The sequence below is a fragment of the Acaryochloris sp. CCMEE 5410 genome (assembly GCF_000238775.2).
Lineage (GTDB): Bacteria > Cyanobacteriota > Cyanobacteriia > Thermosynechococcales > Thermosynechococcaceae > Acaryochloris.
This window is the reverse complement of the sequence record NZ_AFEJ02000003.1, coordinates 297,589-314,016: the sequence shown is the minus strand read 5'-3', so window position 1 is coordinate 314,016 and position 16,428 is coordinate 297,589. Positions and strand designations below refer to the sequence as shown.

The window sequence follows — 16,428 nt, the reverse complement described above, 5'->3', positions numbered from 1 at the left end:
CCATTGATTTTTTCCAAAAGGTGACACGTTCCTATCCTCACTCCCAGGCAATAACATCATCGATCATAATCCCTGCATGTCCATGGGGTAGATTATGGTACTTTCCTAGATTGTGCTTCTCATGATGGGCATCAATATCTTTTTTCCTCTTCTTGCAAACCCTCTGAATGACGCTCTGAGACGAACTCGTAAGTCTTTTAAGTGAAGAAATTCCTATTCGCCACATCTCTTCTTGAGGTCGGTTGGCAGTGTCATTGAAAGCCATAATTGCATCGATAGCACGGTGAATCTTGGCATCTGCCTCTTCTGGATCTAAGCGGCCTCTCCCTCTCTTCTTCGCCGGGGCTGGAGGTTGTGAAAGAGGAATAGTCTGTCCAACAACGTTGGGTTGCTGCTGCACCGATTGCTGTTGCTGCTGAAGCATAAGCTGGCATAACTGAGTAAGCGTATCGGTGATGATATCCAGCTTTTGATCGGTGGTGGTAGCTGAAGGGGTTGGTGTGCCGTTGTTTGGTGCTACGAGTGATTCAGGTGCTTGAAGTGTCATATCTGGATTGTCTAAAAATAATAAGGCGAAGTGCTTTCGCTGTTCATAGGTGACGCCTTCCTTGACATTTTGCGATCGCAAAGCTGTCTTACCATCCACGAGTGGTAAGTTGCACGATCTCACTGCGTCTTGAATCTCGTTGCGATAAGTTCCGAAGAAATCGGGGTAATCTTCAAACTTGGCAATCTCTTTCAGTACGAGGTCACGAATCTCTTCAGGAGTCTCCAGGGCTTTGAGTGACTTGATGAACGCTTTAACACCCTTTTCAAGAAGCTGGGTTTGTTTGAGTTTCTGTTCTGCCTCGGAAATAAACGCCGACATTTGCTCAGGGCGTGTCCCCTCTATGCCATACGCTTCCAGAATTTTCATCAAGCGTTGCCGGTCTTTCTTGTATACCCGAATTGAGCTAGCAGATGGTTGACTCATGACTGGATTAGGTACAGGTGTGTCTTCTATTTTAGGTGCAAGTTCATCCTCGCCTTGGAAATTCTCTAGAAAACTCACGTCTGGGTCACTCAGACGAATACCTTGCCGTGAATCTATTTGACCTTGTTGAGTTCCGATCTGGTAATCAAAATAATGTCGCTTTTCTGCGAGGGCTTTTTTATCCTCTAGGTCATTGGTTCCCAGGATAATGGTGTGGCCTTGGATTGCTGCCATGAAGTCAATATCCAGGATTTGTGGGGGTGCGTACCAAAGAGTAGCTATCCGGGCGTAAACAGTGCGGGAAAGATGGTTGTAGATATTTCCTTCTACACGCTCGTGATCAAGAAGATCCCAGAAGGTGCGATCGCAGGCCGTAACCACATCGGCTTCATACTGAGCATTGATCTGCCGGTTATTCATTCCCGTTGTATCCACCAACTTACGGACCTTGGAGATTATGTCTAATACCTGTTGAGCGGGAGCAAGGGTGGGTAGCTCAAAAGAAAGAGGTTCCTTTTGCTTGGCTTTGGTTGCTCCAGTGAGCCAAATACTAACCGGAGATTGATAGGCAAATGTAGCTGTTTTCAGTAGCTCGGCGCAACGTCGCCCCGTAACTGCGGTCAGGCCAGCTAGGCTATCAGCCCATTGACGGCTATTTAGGAGTTGGGTCGCTCTGTGGACAATGGTGTCAGGGTCTTTAATCAACGGGTCGCCATAGACAATGGGTGTAGGAGCTGCTTGAAGGTTAATCTCAATCCACTGATTCTCAGTAAATTGCATGTAATCAAAAATGATGTGGTCTGGTGATAATTGATCCTTAAGTGCCCTCCGAACCTCTGTCATTGGGTTCTTTTGTTGATTCAAGGTGGTTAGTCCGTGACCTGACCACTGTTTCCTCATCCAAACTACCCATTGCGAGGCTGTTTCCCGGTCTTCTTCAGTATCTTTCAAGTTAGATATTGCAGGGAAAAAGGTCGATTGGTAGATTGATTTTAGCCACGCTCTCATAATTAGGAAGGAGACTGAGATTGGTCGTTCTCGTCTAAAATTTTGCTGACAACAAAGTAGGAAACAGCGCTAAGGATCAATGCAGCTATCAGCCAGCCGAAATCCCTTTGAGGGGCGGACCAGTCTGGCATTCCTAAAGCATTCAAAATTGAAAATACAACTGGGATTGATAAGCCCGTGCTGATTGCCAGGGCAAAAGGGATGGTGACGAAGATGGTTGTGAGTTTAAGCCCAGTCTGTTTAGACATATTGATCAATACCTACAACAGAGCGATTAAAAGATGTGGGCCAATGAGTACGAAAATCATCAGCAAGCCAGAAGTGACTAATCGGGAAGTGTCTAATCGCTCTCCCCTTGAGAAAGAAATATACGTGAAACCTAGTGAGAATATACCGCTTGCTAGAACAACAAATTTTACTGCACCGAGCATAAAGGGGATAGGCTCTACAATCATTGCTGGATAACCAGCAGCAATCATTTTTGACTTTACTAATTCTTCAATACTTTTAGAATCTCCTTCAAATTCAAAGGGGTTGACTTCGGGCTTTGGCTCATCGTTTTCGATGATGATGGGGGGCTGATCCTCTGTGGTGATAATAGTGGGAAGCTTTTCGATGTTAGAAGTAATCACTGGTGTTACTTGCCAGATTCCCACCCCAAGAGCGGCTACAGCGGCTACTCTCAAGGCAACTTTACGGGTAGTGCGTACCAGTTGATGGCGGCGAAGCGTTTGTATTTGATGGGCACGAGCTTCATTTTTTTCCCGTTTCCGAATGCGATCGCAAACATCAGCCACATCATTCCGCGCTTCCTTGGCAGTCGTATAGCGCTTACTGGTTGCTCGATGGATTAACTTATTTAAAACTTCAGCAAACTCGGGTGAGGTTTGATAGGTCTCTTGCCAGCACCACTGATCCTCAGCGATGCTATACAAATCCGTGGGCTCTTGGCCAGTTAGTAAGAATAAGCAGGTAGCACCGAGGGCGTATAAATCAGAGGCATAAGTAGCGTGACCGATCATCTGCTCGGGGGCACTATAGGAGACACTCCCGATTAAGGTATGGGATGTTTTAGCTAATATTGTTTCCGATACCGCCTTAGCAGCGCCAAAATCGACTAAACAAATTTTGCTGTCAATTTGTCGTCGGATCAGATTTGCTGGTTTGATATCCCGGTGAATTAAATTTTTGCTGTGGATGAAATCGAGGGTTTCGAGGCAATCAAGCAATAGGTCAATGACTTCAGTTTCAGAATACCTATCTCGGCCCCTGGCTTCTTCCAGCAAGTTTTGACCAGGAATATACTGCTGGACGATATGGTGCTGGCCACCCTCCTCAAAATACTCAATAAACGTAGGGATTCGATCATGATGTCCGACAGCTTTTAAGCGATCGCATTCCTTTATGAAGTAGGTTAGTGATGACTCTAGGTCATTTTGGGCGATTGGCCTTAGTTGTTTGATGACTAGTCGTTTCTGGTTACTGTCTTCAGCTAGGAATGTTACACCAAATCCTCCTTGTGCTAGAGATCGAATAATGGTGTAATCCTTAATAGTTTGCTGTATAGCTTCCTTCATTCCCTTTCCTTTCAGCTATTCCGTAGCTTCGGTCTCTTCTCTGTCTATATAAGTGAGCCCTAGCTTTGTAGCGGTCTGTTTCCAAAGTGCGATAGTTTCTGGATCATCGGTTGGGTGGTTGATATCGCAGGCATAACCTAAACCTCTAAGCATGTCATGCTGATGAGCCTCCCATGCGCTTTTCATGCCTATATTTTTAGGTTCCATAGAGCACCTTTCAAGGCTAGATGAAGATTCTAGTTATCTAAACAGTAGAGCACTTATATCTAAAAATCAAGAAATTTAGATACAAGTGTTAATAGATGGAATCACAGTCTTTACTCACGAATACTCAAGTCCTAGCGTGGCTACAACATTCAAATTCTTCAGTTGTTGATCATTGGTAATCAATGTTGCTTTCATTGCCATAGCACTGGCGACAATTATTGCATCAGGGGTTTTCAGTCGGTGTTGGCGGCGAAGTGTAATTGTCTTCTGAGCTATTTCAGTATCTAGAGGGATGCGCTGCAAAGCGGCTAAGTGACTGCGAATGAGCTGTTCTTCAGCTTTGTCCAGTTGGGGAAATGATAAGAGTTCTATCTCTGTAATTACTGAATATCCCAACGATCCATTTGGGATTGGTTCTGTTAAACGATTATTGAAAAGCAAGATGAAGATATTCGTATCAATCAGGTACTCGATTTTCATCCCATTCGTCTCTAATTTGTTTCTGCCAACCGACAGCATCTAGATGAGCAAAGGATTTGATCTTGCCCGCAAGCTGATTCAGTTGATGGTTAGTTCCTTCTGGCTCGTCCATATGCTGCTGAGGGTTTAAGACCACAGTCACTTGATGCTTGCCTAACTCGATATCGTCAGGGAGTTGAATCGTTAGCTGGCGATCTTCATCGATATCAACTTCGATTTGGAGGGTCTTCATAACATAGCCTTTGAATAGCCTTTGCAACTATTTCCATTCTATATAAGTGGAGGGATAGGTTTGAGAACTCATGTCTCTAGCTGATTCCCTCTATTAGCAGCAAAGCTGTAGTCGAATATCTCGACTTAGATCAGTGATCTGGGTGGACATAAATTTCTTGCTTAGCTTCCCTGATGATTTTTTTTGAATCATCAGGATATGATTTCTAGAAATGGTTGAATACGCTTCGACTATCTTCCCATCAGGTAACCTGACAGTTCCAATGAAGCGTTCAAGGTGCTTGTGCGGCGAATAGGTAGACGCTTTCATACTTCAATCTTGCTAAGAGTTAATTGTGGATTGGCAGCAGGTATTTGGCTGCATGGATCACCTACAGCTATTTCAACTGAATCGCGGGAATCCCCGGCCTCCGCGTAGCAGGACGGGGAGGGTTAGCGGCCAACATAAAGGGTTCGATGCTCTTTATGTTGGCAATCTTCTAGGATACGCATAGTTTGTTAGACCTCCGAATCATTGATATTTGTTTGAGTCCGTATTGCCCTAGACGCTTCCAGTTCACGTCATAAACAGAGACTTTCTTCGACTTTTCGGTATCTGTGAAACCACCAACCCAGCCCGTTAAAATCTGGCCTTTAGTGGCAACCTGTACCTTGTCGCCAGCTCGGTAGCCAAATGGGGTAACCGTTCCACCCTTACGCTTCCGAATGCCTCCTGTGCTTGGATTGTCGAAGTGCAGTGCCCGTCTGAAATACCCAGGTCGAGTGATGACCTTGAACGGTGCTGGGGTTACTTCTACAGCCCCCGTCCAGTCCATCGCATCAATGTGAGTCGCTTGATATCGCGTGAACTGGCTGGCTGCTAGCGCAATGCCATCGACAGCATGGGCCTCTGGCGTCTGCGCTTTCTTGTCTTTAATCTTAATCAGGCCCAAATGTTTCCGAACCTGAGAGGTGCCATTACCGTCAGACTGCCAGCCGTAGCGCCTAACAACTGGAGCGATAGACTCTAGCTGTTTCATAGCCCAGTATTGAGCTGCCATGACCGGAGAGAAACCTTTACCAGAACGCGCACCCTTGCGGCCACTGGTCAAATCTACATCAGCTTTGACCACTTCGTAGGCAATGCTAGTGAGCGGGAAGATTTTAGCCAGCTCTGAAATGACTCTAATTTCCATGTGCCGGGATGCTTTGATGGATGGCGCTAGTTTTGGCTGGCGGCGATTGTTGAACCGCTTTTGACGGTGTGCCCTGAACTGAAACAAAACACTGCGGTTGATGCGCCTGCCTCGCCTAACCCGACGTTGCAGCGCTCTACCCCTGACGTTTTTGATGGCTTTGCCACCTTTGATGACGGCTGCACCTAAGCGCTCTTTGACCCGCTGAAACGGTAAAACAAGGTGGGCGGTATAGAGCGTGAACTTAGCTGACTGCACAGCAATCCCTGTATAGGATTTGCCAGGGTCACAGCCTAAATGAATCGGCTGCCTCTGTTTGTCAGACGGCGGTTTGGTGAGCTGAATGTAATAAAGTCCAGCATCGTTCCACTTGCCCACAGCTACACCATCACGCACCATGCGCCTAGCACGACTAGGCTTAGTCGGCATGAGTGGTTTACCTTCTGCTGATATAACGGGTACTCTTAATTGCAATTTGAGATAATCCTCTTGCGAGTTGTATGTCCCTAAGACCACTAAATTCAGCATCTCTGGGCTTTACCCCACGCCTTTTCTCAGAAGGCTTGTAGAGGTTCGAGTTAGGGAAACGCCCGAACGTACGTGACTGCATTTAGCTCATGGTCTAGTCATGACTTAGTGCTCGGCTGAGACCGATCAAGCCCCTTCCTCAGTCCCGAAGGGCAGGGAGGGGTTCATGACTCACTGGTTGAAATAGCTGTTGAGACTGTCACTCGCTGGCCACCTCTAGGATTTATGGTGACCAGCTCGCTAATTAACGAGAGTGTGTTGTTAATGCCTCAATGAGTTCCGGTTTGCGGCATTGGCTCACCGGCAAATTTAGGTGGACTTTCCGCTTAGTTGCCAGCTTTCTCAGAGCATTCGTATCAAGGTCTTCAAGCAAGTCAGTGGCCGCTACTATAGGGGCTTGCTCTTCCTGCGGCTCTTCAGTGTCTTCCAGAGGTGGATCATACTCCTCTACTTGATTGTCCGTTTCTTGAGTTAAAGACTCTTGAGTCTCTGACTCTTTACTTTCTGAAGGCTTTTCCTTAAACACTGGGAACTGGGGAATGTCAGCTTTGGTGAATAAGGCTTTTGTTGCACCAGCCAACCAGACCGCTCGTTCTGAAGTTTGAGGGTGGTTGTGCTGAAAGCTCCTAAAGCCTGCTTGCCCGAGTAAACTCACGAGATGCCATAGGGCTTTAATAATCTCGACCAGGACCATGAGGGCAAAAGTACCTAGTTTGTCAGTTAGCCCAAGGAAGACTTGGCGATAGAACAAGAAAGCTTTCTCCGATCTGATTTCAAGCCGTGCTGTTGAAAGTGGATTGTAGTTGTCTAGGTCGGTTGCTTGTTCGTTCTCTAGAGATGGTTTTGGAAGGTTAATCATGGGTTATGTCCTTAAAAGCGTGGATGCTCCTTGAAGTGGTCGGAGCGTGGTCAGAGGACTCGTCCAGAAGCTATAGCTGGACGAGTCTCAATGGTTCAATCTACGTTTACGAAATCAGCATAGGTGTCGAAGTCTTGGAGTAATTTATCCTTGACTTCTGAATAGCCCAGGAAAAATCCTTTCCAATTTTCAGCGGTGGGTTTTCCGAATTTCTCTACGGTACAAACGTAGGACTGCTGTTCTCTGCCTTTCAGCACCGGCTGTAGTTGAACCGGAAAGACGCATAGAGCAAAGAAGCGATCGCCTCGTTTTCGACCATAGGCTGATTCCATGGCTTGTCTGAATTCGGAATAGGATTGACCAAAGGAACCAGACAATGAGCCTTTAGTCGTAAATTGCAGTGGCTCGGTATGAAGAAGTTTTTTGTCCTTTGAGATGAGGTAGATGAGGTATCTACTTTTTAACAGGATGGAGGCTTTTTGAGCGTTATAGGTATTTGTGTCAAATACACCTAAGAATGTTTTCTCACTCCGACTGAACATCAATAATGGGGTGCGTCGGACAACCACGATTCGGGCGCTTAGTGATCGGTATCCTGGTATGGTATCCGCGCCTAGACTAGCTGTGTAGGGCAACCAATCTGGATTAGGCTTAAAGTTGACGGCCTGGGCGTTGTCTTCGGCCAGAAAGAAGCCTGAATCGTTCGCCTCTTTATGGTGAATGACTTGAAGATACGGAGTAAAGGTTTTACCAGCTCCAAATTCCTCTCCGCTGAATTCATCAGTGGGGTTTGGTTGGGTCATCATTGGCGTTCCTCTAATTGGGAGAGTAAAAAATTAGAACGTTTCCCGGCCTGTTGAAGGGTTGACCGGGAAAACCCTGAACCCTCTACTAGTCTTTCGAGGTGCGGTGCAATCCCTATGGACGCGGCATAAAGCGGCATTTCATAAGCCTGCTGCATTCGTCGCAGTTCTATTCAGTTGTGGCAGTAATGGGGATGAGCAGGGATGGCCTGCCCATCAACCTGTACCTAATATAGTAAGACTTGTATCTAAGGTCAAGTATTTTAGATATGAATTACTTACTTACCACCTTTCTGTATTGATTCGAGTAGAAAGATCCCTCGCACTTTCAGGAACTGTGTTCGAGCGTTGAACCAGGCAGATTTAAGTGTTGGATCGTCGGCCTGGATGGGCTTTTCCTCAAGGAAGGTCTCCAGCACGCTCAGAATATCTGCTTTTGCACCTAGCTGATTTTCAATATCAGCTTTGGTATATCCATGGAAGTGCTGTGAAAGCCAATCTTTCATGGAGGCTTGGATCACTTCCTCGCAAGGAACACCACGTTGGAGCAAGTATTGAGCGAATTCGCCAGCAGTAGTTTGATTCTTATGAATCCTGCCTCCGAAGATAATTAGGTTCTCCCAATCGGGATTAGTTTTTGTCCAGTTCACCTGGCCAAGGGCTAGAGACTGAATTGATTCTCTCCAGTTTTTAAGGTGAATGCAAGTAGCTCCTGCCCGTGCGATCGCGATCAGGGCAATCGCATGGCAACAGATGAAGTCCTGGCGGATTTCAGACGATGTAGTCGATTTTTTGATTAGGCTTGACCATTCAGTGATTTCTTCAGTAATGAGTTTGAAGAAGGCACAAATGAGCTTAGCCTTTTGTTTCGGTGTGCCAGTTAGTCTTTCAGAGAGAATGTGCGAGGCTTCCTCAATGGCATTGAAGGTAAAGACTTTGAGGGATTTCTTTGAGCAACTAGTTTTTTCCGTGTCTGTGTACTGCCTGAAGATAGGAACACCGACCATGACTAACCGGGCAATCTCAGCAGATTCGGATTTATGGTTGTAAAGGCTGGTGATCGACTTGTTGGGCTTACTCGCGTAAAAATTTAGATCGTGGAAAATTTGCTGGGCTCGGTCTAAATCCGAGTGGAGAAAAACAACACAGCTTATCGATTCTTCACCGATCTCTGGGTTCTCTTCTAGTGCAAGTTTTAGTCCGTGGATGCGATGCTGGCCATCTGCAATCAGAAACCTAGATGACATCGGCACATTCAACATGCCGAGTTCGCCCTGTACCGGGTCAAATTGGAAGGCTTTAGCATCCTTTTTTTCAAGCTCGACCGTAACAACAACGCTGGATAGGGTGTAATCACCAGCCAGAACGTAGGCAGATAGTTTTCTAGCTCGGGATGAATTGAGTTGGCGTTGAGCCCTCATTTCGGCGGGCATTGTCTCCGTCTCCAAGACGAAAAACTTGGGAAGCAGCTTGATCGGAATCATTGTTGTGTAATAGGGCTGGCCACTTTGAATTCCAGATACAGCGGGGAATTGGTAACAGGGGGTTGTTTCTTTTTTTGAGGAGGCTTTTTCCTTTGCGGATGGAGTCGTTTTGGTTTGAGATGATGTAGCCATATTTTGGGGCTCCTCTGCTTGAGTAAAATTAGCGATTGCTTGAATATTTGAAATGCAGCGGTCTTGCCGATCCATGCTTTGAGATTCAGGCAAGGCTTTTGCTGGCGCTTGAGAAAGATGGCCTGTTCGAGAATTTGTAAAAATTAGATGACCATAACGTGCGCCATCCAGCCACTTAGAGCTATCTCCGCTAAAAACTAGGCTATTGAGACTTTCAATGGCCCAAAGCCAGTTCATGCCGAAGATATGAAACCGAGCAGGATACTGAAGGCACATCTGTTTTAGCTCCGCCAGCATCTGATCCTTGATTTTTCGCTCTGACCCGGAATTCTTCATTCGCATCACCGGCACCAGGCCGCCGATACCGACAACTGGGGCATGATCTAAGTAGTGATGGAGATAGGACTGATCACTACCCCATTCCCAAGCAGGCAGGATATTTAAGGACAGATCCTTAACTTTCAGCCAATTCTGATAGCTCTGCTCTGGGTTTCCGATCACGTCGGGTGCTACAACAAAATCAAAGGGGCGGCTGAACGCGGCTGCTAAGTACTGCTCGATATTGATCAGTGACTTAGACTTAAACGCTCGATATGCGCCTGAATCTAGAGCTATGGGACCAGGCCAATTAGCAACGTGCTTCAAGTCTACGGGATCGACTAAGAGTGGGAGTTGCGTACCTGCGGCCTCAACCATGGACAACTCCTTTTTCCCGGAGATGCCTGATGTGTAGAATTTCATGGGTTAGTTTTGATGAAAGCTTTATTAGCGCTTGCGTCTGTTGTGATCGATGAGAGCGCTAAGAACGCGGGTGTTATCTGCGATCTCTTGAGAGTGGGTTAGATCAATTGCTCCGTCCTTTGGATGGCGAAAGAATGCTTCAACCATCTGGCCAATTGCCCGATCATCTGTTCGATCACCATTGCCAGTATTGGGTTCTAGGATCATTGTATGGATCCAGTACCGGCAATCTGATGTTCGAGTTATTTCAACGCATCCACCTGGGAAGAAAACTAGGAAGGTTGCATGTTCGCGCTGTTGGGGATTTCCTTTGAGTTCAATACCTTGAGCGTTTGTACCGAAGTTTTTAATTTTTAAATGAGATCCAGTTCTCATTCAATTCCTCCTGTTCAGTGTTGTAGTTGGTGAACGGATAGAAAACTCAAAATTCAGCCTCAGTTCGGTTTTCTATATGCTGGCTTTTTTTGATTGGTGCAATAGGTAGGCTTCCAATTTCTGCATGGGTACAGTCTGGGTGAAGTAGCAGGTAGGTAGCACCTATGCTTGCTGCCCATCGCACGATTTGCTGAAGGCGAGGGGAATACAGCTTGAAATCTTCTACCCAAGTTTCTGGATCTTCACCGATAAAGACGAAAAAACCAGCATCCACCAGACCAGTGCGGAACACTTGGGGATTGCCAACCTCCGGTTTTGTAGCCTTGAGGAGTTTACAGAAATCTTCTGAGGGAATTTGATCGGTATTGACTAGGGCAAAACTCCCTAGTGATGGATGAGTATTCATTGACGTTCTTCCTTGCTTATTTCAGGAATCTCAAATCCTTGACTAATCCGATCAAGGATTTGCTGAGTGCTTCTTATTCCCAGTCCGTTGGGGATTTGAAGGCTAGGGTTCTTTGAGAGCGGTTGGAGAATATAGGCCACACCTTCAAATCGTTTGCCGCAAGCGACTGCGGCATCTACGCGGATGGTGGTGAATTGTTCGTCTGGCCAAACGTAGCTGAGTTGAAAGTCCATTTTGCAGTTCCAAGAGGTTGATTATCTTATGTAAAAATCGAATATTTTACATAAGAAAACGATTGAGATTATTCGGTGACATCCTCCCAAAGGGATGTGGTTTGGCGAAGGCTGGTAAACGAACCGTTCCCAATGACTAAATGATCGAGGATTGGAATACCCATAATTTTGGCTGCATCTAGGAGCTGCCGAGTTAGGGTAATATCGTCTTGACTGGGGTCTGCCATGCCACTGGGGTGATTGTGAGCAATGATGGCTCGTGAAGCACCTCTGCGAATGATTTCCCCAAATATTTCACGGGGATGCGCTAGGGTTTCGGTTGCTGTGCCAACGGAAACGATGTGTGTTCCAAGCAGACGATGTTTTACGTCGAGCAGGAGTACTGCAAATTTTTCCTTGATCTGCCCCATGAGGTGTTCTGATAAGGCTTCAACAGCTACCGATGGATCATCGATGATGGTTCCTAGGTTAGGGCTCGGATGATGAACTCTTCTCCCTAATTCGATGGCAGCTAGTATTGTGGCAGCTTTAGCTTGGCCAATGCCATGAATTTGAGTTAGCTCTTCCGGGGTGATTTGTCTGAGACGTTTTAGGGGGTCTTGATCTTGATTTAATTCTTTGAGTAACGACTGACCTAGACCCATCGCCGAAAGTTTCCCTGGTCCCTGTCCCGTTCCCAACAAGATGGTGAGGAGTTCAGCACTGCTGAGCTGATTAGCACCATTATTCATCAGCCGTTCTCTTGGCCTATCTTCAACGGGGAGATCACGGATGTGAAGGATTGCGTTAGCCATCGTTGCGTACCCTCCGCTTGTAGGCTTGTCTTTCGCGCTTCCAGGACCGTCTTGATTGCCTTTTGTTTCTATGTTTACGCCATTCACCAGAACCTCCGAGAAGCCCCTTCATATAGTGAGTGATGCGATCGAGAGGGTAGGTATAGATTTGTTGATTTGGGGTCTCGAACCCCAAATCAACAAATCTAGAAAGCATAATTGTAACCATCCTTTTTATGAATATGAGTGCAATACTTGTGACTGATTCCGGTTACTCGTCCATCTTTTGTCGAGATATCGAAGTTGCCAGACTTTCGGCATAAAACACGCCCCATATAAGAGCCAATCTTTTTACCTTGCGTAACAACAGCCTTGACGATATCACCAGTCTGGAAGCCGTAGTGAATCCTCTTCTTCGACCGATAACGGATTGGGAACCCGTATTTGTCTGTGCCACACATTTGACGTGTGCCATGACCAGAACATTGAATCAACAACGGCTGACTAGTGCAGAACTCAAGCTCGGGTATATCTTTCCCTGTTGCCGCTGCATCAATCCAATGCGCCTTGGGTAAGTCCTGTTGCTTGCGGTTAAACTTGGTCTGACCACCTGTCCCAACTGAAACAGGAAGGCCCATCTCTTTCAGCGCATTGAATAGTTTCCATCGTGTCGCGTTAACGGCTGCGGCATCCTTAAGCGGTGCTTTCGCCTGGGCCTTGATCCGCTTAAGCAGATCAGGTTTGCCCGATAGAAAGTCTTCGATAGAACGATTAGACTTCTTTTGATTGCAGGGCACACAGGCAATTGTGAGATTAGAGACGCGGTTACTCCCACCTTTGGAGCGGGAAACAATATGCTCTACTTCTAAAGGAGTGTCTTCTTGACCGCAGTAGACACATTGCCGTCCCCATTTTTCGAGGAGATATTCTCGTGTCTCGTATTGATAAAGAGTGCCTTGCTGGTACTGAGTACCTGATATCTCAGGATTTTGTATTACTTGGGTATCAAACCTTACTAGTTCTTGGGCGATGGATTGGATTGGGCAAAGCTTGATTAGCCGATTTACCCAAGTCATGGTGGTCAATATCCGGTGCATTAAGGAGGGAGCTAGCCAGCCTTTTGGTCGAGTTCGATTGAGAAATCTGGGCTGACGATATCGGGTTTTTCGTCCTCGTCGGCCCCTACGAAGTGAGCGGCGAGACTCCAAACTGTTCTTGATAGATTGGCCTCTATGGGTTAGTTCCGCACCCCAGAGAACTCTATTGCCTTGGAGAATCGCTAACCCTGTTGCTCTAGAACCTGGGTCAATCTTGAGTTGGCAAGGCTCAACTAGTCCCGTAACTTCCTTCTTTAGAATAATAGTGAATGGATACCGTCGATAGATTGCCGCCTTCCTTGCATTCAAGAGTGAACGTGCCACACCTGGCGTAGAAGGATTGAGTTGTCTATGGTTGGTATCAATGACAAAAACATAGTTGGACATTGTTGCGTCCCTTCTACTTTCGTGTGATGTTTGCCTCGGCAATGTTTTTGAGGTTTGTCGTGCTGGAGACACTGAATTAATCCTCATACTTCTGTTTAATCTCCAACCTCAGAGCCACAAACTGGCAAGCATTCATGGGTGAGTTGGCCTTAAAAACGTAGTCAGTTAAGACTTAGCCATGGTCAGCTATAGAATTTGTAAGTCCCTACCTAAAAGAAGGGGTCGCTAGTTCATAGAGGTTGCTGACCATCGCCTTTAATAGACATGCTGGATTTCTTGCTCATGGGGTTCTTGCTCCAGCGAGACAATACCGACAGCAGGATATTCCAATGCATCTCGGCAGAGTGGAATAGGACTGTTGCAATATCCTGGATGGATATTGCCGGATTGATCAACGATCCAGCAATCGCCAATTTCACATTGAGATGAACAATAATGGCTAGGGATAGCATAGAAGTAGCGATCTTCACGATCCCAATGTATGGATTCAGGTTTGACCTTGAATACGAACCCAGGTTGGAGACCATGCTGTAATCGCTGGAGGTTAAATTTCATGATGCCTCCAATGCTTTCTTGAACTGTTGTCGTCGTTTTTTGAGCTGCCTTAGTCTGGCGGTAGCTTTTTTGGACTTATTGTTTCGGGTTTTCCCTCTGCGTGGAGATTCCCAAGATTTCATTCTCATCGCAACTCCCCAATAAATTGCCTTGACTCTGCATTTCCGGCTTGTCACGGGCTGCTGTAGGGTGCAGGCTGCATTAAGACTGGGGCATATGCCCCAAAAATCCCTAGAACAAGTTAAGCTGCACTGGCTCACCTGGCAACGGTTGTAGTGCTTCATCTAAGCTGGTAACTCGAACCCGATTGGGTATGCTGAACACAGCAGATAAAACTTCATATGCTAGGTCGGCATCACCACCGCAGTAGTGATCTAGAGTCCAACCGTAGCAATCCACTATTGCCATCTCATTCAAATGCTGGTCACCCAATGTAGCGATCAGGTATTGTCGCTGAGCAGCCACAAGCTGCACTTCAGGAATACTGGCAATTGCTAGGGATAAAGAAATAGTAGTCATATAAATGACTCCTTAGAAACAACAGCCCCAACGGGACTTTCCTTGATGTCAAAAGCTGTTGTTTTTGGTGTGGGTGAACCCCTTACTGATCCTTCGGGGAGCTGTGCAATCCCTATAGAAGCGGCTGGGAGCGGCAATCTATAAGCGTTCTGCATTCGTCGCTGTTCTATTCAGTTTTTTAAGTGGTGGGTGGAACAGGAGAACCTGTCTCTTAACCTGTACCTAATATAGCAATACTCACACCTAAAGTCAAGTATTTTAGGTGTGAGTTGTGGACAATTTAAGTCAAATGCTCAGGCCATTAGCTTGCAGACTGTTGCTGGTCTTTGCTTTACAGATTGATAACCTCTTTGCTTGAGAAAGCTTTGATACCAATCAGTCTCGAATCGTGGATCACGATTATAGGTATAGATATGCCGTACACCTTGATGAGCAAGAAAGCTCTCGCAATTTTGCCAGAGCTGATTCAAAAGCATGTCACTGTCGAGTGGAATATCGAATTTTTCATCAAAAAACGCTTCCCAAAGGACTGCAACTTTCTCTCCCCACCATAATTGGGCAGAACCGAAATTTTTAAGGATTACTGGAATTTCTTGAATCTCAATGACTTCTCCAGGATGACCTTCATTCATCCCGATTGAAATATTTGGTTGGGGCCAAGGCTTTACAGCATTTAGCATTCTGTACTTTGTGATTTGCAGGTTCTCGGTCTCTTCCAGCAGCTTGAAGTGATCTGGTTTTAGTGAGACTTCTGAAATTTCATACCCGAGGACAAACCCAATGAAGTTATCAGTTCTCAGGTTGCCAATATAGCAGGCATTCTCTATGTCATTGCATTCTAAGATGCAAGGGTGATTGTTGAGGTACTTGAACCGCTGGTGTAAAAGAAACAAGATGTTGAGGTTGTCTTTAATCGGTTCTTCCATGTCGGTATGGATTGAGGTGAATGTGCAATCTCGTGGGATTCGGTTATTAAGGAAGCCTTTTAATTGTCAATCTGGTTCTGCGATCTCAAATAGTATTTTTGATGTTTTTGCGAGAGCTAACCAATTTGAGCCAGTATATTGATAAAACGCTCAAGAGTCCAAGTTTTGCGCTCTGAGACCTGACCATCTCCTAGCTCAATTATGCGCTCCTTTCCTTCAACGGTTTTGGCGACATCAACTGAGTAAAATGGAGCATCAATCCGTTGAGTGACGGTTTCAACAATGGCAGGTACTTCAGGGATGGGCGAATAAGCTGTGCCATTGACCACAAAAAATCTCAATTCTGATTGGGGTTGAAAACACTCTACTTTGCGAACAGAAACACCTCCTTCTATCTCTCCCCGATACTGTTCGATCAGTCCGATAATTTTAACCGCTTGTTCTGGGGTATTGGCTATTGACCCTTGACCATCAGTGTTGGATTTCACAAAGTCTTTGATGAAATAAGCGTCCCATTTCAAGTTTGATATTTGCTCCAGATAGTTTGAGTCCCTTTCAAGAAATACTGTTTCAGGGGTGAGATCAGCACAGGCTGAATACCACTGATTGAGATGATGGCAATGAGCATAATCTGCGGCTGAAGTAAGTGGAATCCCCCCTTTTTTGCGGATAAAGTCGGTAAATTCTTGATAAGCGATGATATTAAACATCCAGCCGCGATACAAAACCATTTCACCTGACTCAATGCGTGGTAAAGGTTTGAAATCACCAAAGCTCAAATTATCATAGGCAAATAGAGAAACAGGTATTCCTAATTGTTGGATGGCAATGCATTCGTCTGTATAAGGCTGATCCGGTTCTTTCGGTTCAAGCGGGTTGCAAGGGTACAGTATTCTCATAGTTATGTATGGTGTTTCTAAAACTTTCCAGCAAGAAATTTAGACTAGATATTACCTATA

General features: G+C 45.9%; 19 protein-coding genes. All 19 read right to left on the bottom strand.

All coding sequences use genetic code 11. The annotated features are described in order from the left end of the window. Positions 1-37: 37 nt before the first annotated feature. A complete protein-coding gene (locus ON05_RS31730) occupies positions 38-1,924 on the bottom strand; it encodes a protelomerase family protein (RefSeq protein WP_010474803.1) in 1,887 nt (628 codons plus the stop codon). Positions 1,925-1,983: 59 nt separating this feature from the next. Continuing rightward, entirely contained in the window at positions 1,984-2,229 is a 246-nt protein-coding gene (locus ON05_RS31725) for a hypothetical protein (protein ID WP_010474801.1), read from the bottom strand. 12 nt (positions 2,230-2,241) lie between these two features. After that, the gene (locus tag ON05_RS31720) at positions 2,242-3,558 is read right to left on the bottom strand and encodes a serine/threonine-protein kinase (protein ID WP_010474799.1); all 1,317 of its coding nucleotides are present in this window, start codon (positions 3,556-3,558) and stop codon (positions 2,242-2,244) included. 15 nt (positions 3,559-3,573) lie between these two features. Then, the gene (locus ON05_RS31715) at positions 3,574-3,744 is read right to left on the bottom strand and encodes a hypothetical protein (protein ID WP_236618989.1); all 171 of its coding nucleotides are present in this window, start codon (positions 3,742-3,744) and stop codon (positions 3,574-3,576) included. Positions 3,745-3,879: 135 nt separating this feature from the next. Next, entirely contained in the window at positions 3,880-4,245 is a 366-nt protein-coding gene (locus tag ON05_RS31710) for a type II toxin-antitoxin system VapC family toxin (protein WP_010474795.1), read from the bottom strand. After that, a complete protein-coding gene (locus tag ON05_RS31705; RefSeq protein ID WP_010474793.1) occupies positions 4,223-4,477 on the bottom strand; it encodes a hypothetical protein in 255 nt (84 codons plus the stop codon). Before ON05_RS31705 ends, ON05_RS31710 begins: the two co-directional genes overlap by 23 nt. Before the next feature lie 478 nt (positions 4,478-4,955). Further along, a complete protein-coding gene (locus ON05_RS31700) occupies positions 4,956-6,080 on the bottom strand; it encodes an RRXRR domain-containing protein (RefSeq protein WP_050857488.1) in 1,125 nt (374 codons plus the stop codon). Between the two features lie 343 nt (positions 6,081-6,423). After that, positions 6,424-7,038, bottom strand: a complete 615-nt coding sequence (locus ON05_RS31695) for a hypothetical protein (RefSeq protein ID WP_010474789.1) — start codon at positions 7,036-7,038, stop codon at positions 6,424-6,426. A 95-nt stretch (positions 7,039-7,133) separates the two neighbouring features. Further along, positions 7,134-7,844 (bottom strand): DUF5895 domain-containing protein, encoded by a 711-nt coding sequence (locus ON05_RS31690; protein ID WP_139025832.1) that lies wholly within the window; start codon positions 7,842-7,844, stop codon positions 7,134-7,136. A gap of 275 nt (positions 7,845-8,119) precedes the next feature. Continuing rightward, positions 8,120-10,153, bottom strand: coding sequence for a DNA sulfur modification protein DndB (locus ON05_RS31685; protein WP_010474785.1), 2,034 nt, complete (start codon positions 10,151-10,153; stop codon positions 8,120-8,122). 69 nt (positions 10,154-10,222) lie between these two features. After that, on the bottom strand, positions 10,223-10,573 hold the full coding sequence (locus ON05_RS31680) for a hypothetical protein (protein WP_010474783.1): 351 nt from the start codon (positions 10,571-10,573) through the stop codon (positions 10,223-10,225). Positions 10,574-10,619: 46 nt separating this feature from the next. Beyond that, positions 10,620-10,979, bottom strand: a complete 360-nt coding sequence (locus ON05_RS31675; RefSeq protein ID WP_010474782.1) for a hypothetical protein — start codon at positions 10,977-10,979, stop codon at positions 10,620-10,622. Then, complete coding sequence (locus ON05_RS31670; protein WP_010474781.1) at positions 10,976-11,212, bottom strand: hypothetical protein; 237 nt, start codon at positions 11,210-11,212, stop codon at positions 10,976-10,978. The genes ON05_RS31675 and ON05_RS31670 overlap by 4 nt, the downstream gene beginning before the upstream one ends. A 68-nt stretch (positions 11,213-11,280) precedes the next feature. Continuing rightward, the gene (radC, locus tag ON05_RS31665; protein WP_029315263.1) at positions 11,281-12,006 is read right to left on the bottom strand and encodes a DNA repair protein RadC; all 726 of its coding nucleotides are present in this window, start codon (positions 12,004-12,006) and stop codon (positions 11,281-11,283) included. A 185-nt stretch (positions 12,007-12,191) separates the two neighbouring features. Then, positions 12,192-13,469, bottom strand: coding sequence for an RNA-guided endonuclease IscB (gene iscB, locus ON05_RS31660; RefSeq protein ID WP_010474779.1), 1,278 nt, complete (start codon positions 13,467-13,469; stop codon positions 12,192-12,194). Positions 13,470-13,724: 255 nt separating this feature from the next. Beyond that, positions 13,725-14,024 carry a hypothetical protein gene (locus tag ON05_RS31655; RefSeq protein WP_010474778.1) on the bottom strand — a complete coding sequence of 100 codons (300 nt, stop codon included), beginning with the start codon at positions 14,022-14,024 and terminating at the stop codon, positions 13,725-13,727. A 231-nt stretch (positions 14,025-14,255) separates the two neighbouring features. After that, positions 14,256-14,543 carry a hypothetical protein gene (locus ON05_RS31650; RefSeq protein WP_010474777.1) on the bottom strand — a complete coding sequence of 96 codons (288 nt, stop codon included), beginning with the start codon at positions 14,541-14,543 and terminating at the stop codon, positions 14,256-14,258. Between the two features lie 293 nt (positions 14,544-14,836). After that, positions 14,837-15,223, bottom strand: a complete 387-nt coding sequence (locus tag ON05_RS31645) for a hypothetical protein (protein WP_139025830.1) — start codon at positions 15,221-15,223, stop codon at positions 14,837-14,839. A 362-nt stretch (positions 15,224-15,585) separates the two neighbouring features. Next, entirely contained in the window at positions 15,586-16,368 is a 783-nt protein-coding gene (locus ON05_RS31640; RefSeq protein WP_010474775.1) for an ATP-grasp domain-containing protein, read from the bottom strand. Positions 16,369-16,428: the final 60 nt, after the last annotated feature.

Bases quoted from the DNA above. Each gene is read 5' to 3' on its own strand.
- ON05_RS31725 (WP_010474801.1), bottom strand. From the start codon at position 2,229: ATGTCTAAACAGACTGGGCTTAAACTCACAACCATCTTCGTCACCATC.
- ON05_RS31720 (WP_010474799.1), bottom strand. From the start codon at position 3,558: ATGAAGGAAGCTATACAGCAAACTATTAAGGATTACACCATTATTCGA.
- ON05_RS31715 (WP_236618989.1), bottom strand. From the start codon at position 3,744: ATGAAAAGCGCATGGGAGGCTCATCAGCATGACATGCTTAGAGGTTTA.
- ON05_RS31710 (WP_010474795.1), bottom strand. From the start codon at position 4,245: ATGAAAATCGAGTACCTGATTGATACGAATATCTTCATCTTGCTTTTC.
- ON05_RS31705 (WP_010474793.1), bottom strand. From the start codon at position 4,477: ATGAAGACCCTCCAAATCGAAGTTGATATCGATGAAGATCGCCAGCTA.
- ON05_RS31700 (WP_050857488.1), bottom strand. From the start codon at position 6,080: ATGCCGACTAAGCCTAGTCGTGCTAGGCGCATGGTGCGTGATGGTGTA.
- ON05_RS31695 (WP_010474789.1), bottom strand. From the start codon at position 7,038: ATGATTAACCTTCCAAAACCATCTCTAGAGAACGAACAAGCAACCGAC.
- ON05_RS31690 (WP_139025832.1), bottom strand. From the start codon at position 7,844: ATGATGACCCAACCAAACCCCACTGATGAATTCAGCGGAGAGGAATTT.
- ON05_RS31685 (WP_010474785.1), bottom strand. From the start codon at position 10,153: ATGGTTGAGGCCGCAGGTACGCAACTCCCACTCTTAGTCGATCCCGTA.
- ON05_RS31680 (WP_010474783.1), bottom strand. From the start codon at position 10,573: ATGAGAACTGGATCTCATTTAAAAATTAAAAACTTCGGTACAAACGCT.
- ON05_RS31675 (WP_010474782.1), bottom strand. From the start codon at position 10,979: ATGAATACTCATCCATCACTAGGGAGTTTTGCCCTAGTCAATACCGAT.
- ON05_RS31670 (WP_010474781.1), bottom strand. From the start codon at position 11,212: ATGGACTTTCAACTCAGCTACGTTTGGCCAGACGAACAATTCACCACC.
- radC (WP_029315263.1), bottom strand. From the start codon at position 12,006: ATGGCTAACGCAATCCTTCACATCCGTGATCTCCCCGTTGAAGATAGG.
- iscB (WP_010474779.1), bottom strand. From the start codon at position 13,469: ATGTCCAACTATGTTTTTGTCATTGATACCAACCATAGACAACTCAAT.
- ON05_RS31655 (WP_010474778.1), bottom strand. From the start codon at position 14,024: ATGAAATTTAACCTCCAGCGATTACAGCATGGTCTCCAACCTGGGTTC.
- ON05_RS31650 (WP_010474777.1), bottom strand. From the start codon at position 14,543: ATGACTACTATTTCTTTATCCCTAGCAATTGCCAGTATTCCTGAAGTG.
- ON05_RS31645 (WP_139025830.1), bottom strand. From the start codon at position 15,223: ATGCTAAATGCTGTAAAGCCTTGGCCCCAACCAAATATTTCAATCGGG.
- ON05_RS31640 (WP_010474775.1), bottom strand. From the start codon at position 16,368: ATGAGAATACTGTACCCTTGCAACCCGCTTGAACCGAAAGAACCGGAT.